The organism is Streptomyces sp. FH025 (assembly GCF_017427025.1).
In the GTDB taxonomy this organism is placed as follows: Bacteria; Actinomycetota; Actinomycetes; order Streptomycetales; family Streptomycetaceae; genus Kitasatospora.
On the sequence record NZ_JAFLNG010000753.1, the window covers coordinates 1 to 3,536 of the forward strand.

Consider the following 3,536-nt stretch of genomic DNA (forward strand, 5'->3'; position numbering starts at 1 on the left):
TGGGGGCAGTCTATCGAGAATATGTACAGCAATGCTGTACAGCCTTGCTGTACTGTTTCGGGCATGCGAATCACCAAGCACGGACACGCCTGCGTACGCATCGAGCATGGCGGCACCACCGTCGTCGTCGACCCGGGGATGTTCACCGACCCCGCCGCGCTGGCCGGGGCCGACGCCGTCCTGATCACCCACGAGCACATGGACCACTTCGAGGAGTCCCGGCTGCGCGCCGCGCTGGAGGCCGACCCGGCGCTGCGGGTGTGGACCAACAGTGCCGTCGCCGCCCAGCTGGAGGGGGTCGGGCAGCGGGTCACCGCGGTCGGCGAGGGCGACGCCTTCGAGGTCGGCGGGATCGCCGTCTCGGCGCACGGCGAATGGCACGCCGAGATCCACCCGGACCTCCCGCCGGTGAAGAACATCGGCTTCCTCTTCGACGGCCGGGTCTTCCACCCCGGCGACTCCTTCACCCTGCCGCCGCACGCCGTGGACACCCTGCTGCTGCCGCTCGCGGCGCCGTGGAGCAAGCTCGCGGAGACGGTCGACTACCTCCGGGAGGCGCGACCGCGCCAGGCCGTACCGGTGCACGAGGCGGTGCTCAGCCCGATCGGGGTCTCCGTGTACACCCGGCTGGCCGGGCCGGAGGGGCTTTGCGCCGGCATCGGGCTGGCCGTGCTGGGCGAGGGCGAGGGCATCGAGCTGGACTGACCGGCTCCCGGCGTCGGGCTGACGGGCTCCCGGCGCCGGGCACCGGGAGGCGGGCGTTACGGTCCCGGTGCCGCGCCGGTAGCCTGACGCCATGCTGAAGATCGGACTGACGGGCGGCATCGGCGCGGGCAAGAGCGAGGTGTCGCGGCTGTTCGCCGCGCGCGGCGCGGTGATCGTGGACTCCGACGTGATCGCCCGCGAGGTGGTCGCCCCCGGGACGGACGGTCTGGCGGCCGTGGTCGCCGAGTTCGGCCCGCAGGTGCTGTGGGAGGACGGCACGCTGGACCGCCCGGCCCTCGGGGCGATCGTGTTCGCCGACCCGGAGCGACTGAAGGCCCTGAACGCGATCGTCCACCCGCTGGTGCGCGCCCGCTCCGCCGAGCTGGAGGCGGCGGCCGCGCCGGAGGCGGTCGTGGTGCACGACGTGCCGCTGCTCGCCGAGAACGGGCTGGCGCCGCTGTTCGACCTGGTGGTGGTCGTCGACGCGACCGACGAGGTCCGGCTGGATCGGCTGGTCCGGCTGCGCGGGATGGCCGAGGAGGAAGCCCGCTCCCGGATGGCCGCGCAGGCCACGCGGGCGGACCGGCTGGCGGTCGCGGACCTGGTGATCGACAACGGCGGGTCGCTGGAGGCGCTCACGGCGCGGGTCGACGAGGTGTGGGCCGAGCTGGCCGAGCGGGCCGCGGTCTGAGACGTGCGTCTGGGACGGCCGTCCGTTTTGGACGGCTGTCCGTTTCAGACGTACGTGTGTCTCAGACGAATGTTGTCCCGGGTGGACGGACGTGCGTCTCAGACGATCGTTCATGAGACGGTCGTCCGTTTCAGACGTACGTGCGTCCCAGGTCCGGGTGGGCATGCGTTCCGGCTGAACGGACGTGCGTCTCAGACGGACGTGCGTCTTGGGCGGACCGTATCTTGAGCGTACGTGCGTCTTGGTCGTACGTCCGTCTCAGGCGTACGTACGTCTCAGACGGCGCTGAGCGGCAGCCGGGCCCGGACGGCGAAGCCGCCCTCTGGGGTCGGGCCGGCGTCCAGGGTGCCGCCGAGGTCGTCGGCCCGGGCGCGCATGCCGTCCAGGCCGCGGCCGCCGGAGGGCAGCCCGGGCCCGGTGCCGTCCCCCGCCTCGGTACCGTCCGCCCCGGCGGGGGAGTTGACCACTGCCAGGCGCAGCCCGTCCGGCGCGACCTCGACCGTGACGGCCACCTCGGCCGCCGGGGCGTGCTTGTGCGCGTTGGTCAGCGCCTCCTGGACTATCCGGTACGCCGCGTACTGCACCGCCGGCCCGGGCACGGGCAGGCCGTCGTCCGGACCGGTGAGGGTCAGGCCCACCGCCAGCCCGGCCTGCCGGGACTCCTCGACCAGGGTGGGCAGGCCGCGTAGCGAGGGCGCCTGGTCGGAGGCCGGCGTCAGCACCCCGAGCAGGCCGCGCAGTTCGGTGAGCGCCTGGAGGCCGAGGGTGCGGATCAGCCCGAGGGTCTCCCGTACGGCGGCCGGATCGTCCGCCTGCGCGACCTGGCCGGCGCCGGCGTGCAGGGTGATCAGCGAGACCCGGTTGGACACCACGTCGTGCATCTCGCGCGCGAGCCGGGCGCGTTCGGCGGCCACGGCGCGCTCCTCGGCGTGGACGCGGGCCTCCAGGAGCAGCCGGTTGCGTTCGGCGAGCATGCTCACGGTGCGGGCGCGCTGATGGGCGGTCAGGCCGAGGGCGAGCGGGACGGCACCGAAGACCAGCGGGTCCTCGACCAGATTTGCCAGGGCGGACGGGGTGCTGACGTCCCCGAGGTCGAAGGGAACGAACAGCCGCAGCTCGGCCAGTACGGCCAGGACGTAGAGCGGCACGGTGGCGCCGCGTCGCACGGCCAGCCCGTGCAGGGCCACCGCGAGCGGGAGTTGGCCGCTGATCAGGGTGGCCACGGCGACCGCCACCGGTTGGCGGCGACGGAAGGCCAGGGCGAGGGCGCCGAAGGCCATCAGGCCCGCGTTGACCTGTGGGGAGGCGGTCGGGCCGAAGTCCGGGTCGTGTGCCGCGAGCGGGACGAGCACCAGCAGCACCACGGCGGTCGGCGTGAGGGTCCGGACCGGGCGGGGCAGGCTCAGCAGCGGACCGGGTAGCGGTGCGGTGAGGTCGGCGGCCTGCTGATCGGCAGCCTGCTGATCGGTGGGCTGGCGCATGAGGGGCATGCTTCCACACCCGAGCGATCCCGGGATGATCTTCGGATCGGCTGACCGATCGAGTGACCTGGAAGGGACTGGATCAGGACTCGCGGGGAAGAGAGCATGACGTGATGGATGATCATTTCTCAGATGCACGGACCTCCGGCGAGCCGGATCCCGAGACGCTGCTCTCTCCCCGGCCGCCCGTGGTCGAGCGGCTCTCGCAGTACACCCGCGTCGAACAGCGGGAGATCCTCGGCCCCGGCGACGACCCGTACGGCACCGCCTACACCGGGCTGACCTGGCTGCCCAAGGAGACCCACTTCGGAATCCGGGCCGCCGACGGCCGGCTGATCGCGCACACCGGGCTGCTGCCGATCCCGCTCACCGTCGGCGGCACCGACCTGGAGGCGATCGGCGTCGGCGGCGTCTGCGTCGCCCCCGACCGGCGCGGCGCCGGCCTCGCGCACACCGTGGTGGGGGCCGCGCTCGACCACGGGCGCACGAGCGGCTTCCGGTACGCGCTGCTGTTCTGCCGCCCGCCGCTGTCCATGTTCTACCGGGGGCTCGGCTTCCGGGAGGTGGCCGAGGAGGTGACGGTGGAACAGCCGGAGGGCCGGCTCGCGGTGATGCCGCTGCGCACCATGTGGCGGTCGCTCGCGGAGGGCGCGACCTGG

The 3,536-nt window shown here is 73.2% G+C and carries 4 protein-coding genes; 3 read left to right on the forward strand and 1 reads right to left on the reverse strand.

Annotated features, from left to right (window positions below; translation table 11 throughout):
- The first annotated feature begins 63 nt into the window (after positions 1 to 63).
- Both J0670_RS33275 and coaE read left to right on the forward strand, forming a co-directional pair.
- Positions 64 to 705: an MBL fold metallo-hydrolase gene (locus J0670_RS33275; RefSeq protein ID WP_207815927.1), complete on the forward strand. Its 642-nt coding sequence runs from the start codon at positions 64 to 66 to the stop codon at positions 703 to 705.
- A 91-nt stretch (positions 706 to 796) separates the two neighbouring features.
- The gene (gene coaE, locus J0670_RS33280; RefSeq protein ID WP_207815929.1) at positions 797 to 1,396 is read left to right on the forward strand and encodes a dephospho-CoA kinase; all 600 of its coding nucleotides are present in this window, start codon (positions 797 to 799) and stop codon (positions 1,394 to 1,396) included.
- Positions 1,397 to 1,671: 275 nt separating this feature from the next.
- Here the strand turns inward: coaE and J0670_RS33285 are convergent, their stop codons facing one another.
- Entirely contained in the window at positions 1,672 to 2,877 is a 1,206-nt protein-coding gene (locus J0670_RS33285) for a sensor histidine kinase (protein ID WP_207815931.1), read from the reverse strand.
- Between the two features lie 113 nt (positions 2,878 to 2,990).
- Between J0670_RS33285 and J0670_RS33290 the strand changes: the two genes are divergently transcribed.
- Positions 2,991 to 3,536 (forward strand): GNAT family N-acetyltransferase (locus tag J0670_RS33290; RefSeq protein WP_207815933.1); only part of this gene is annotated, 546 nt, incomplete at its 3' end.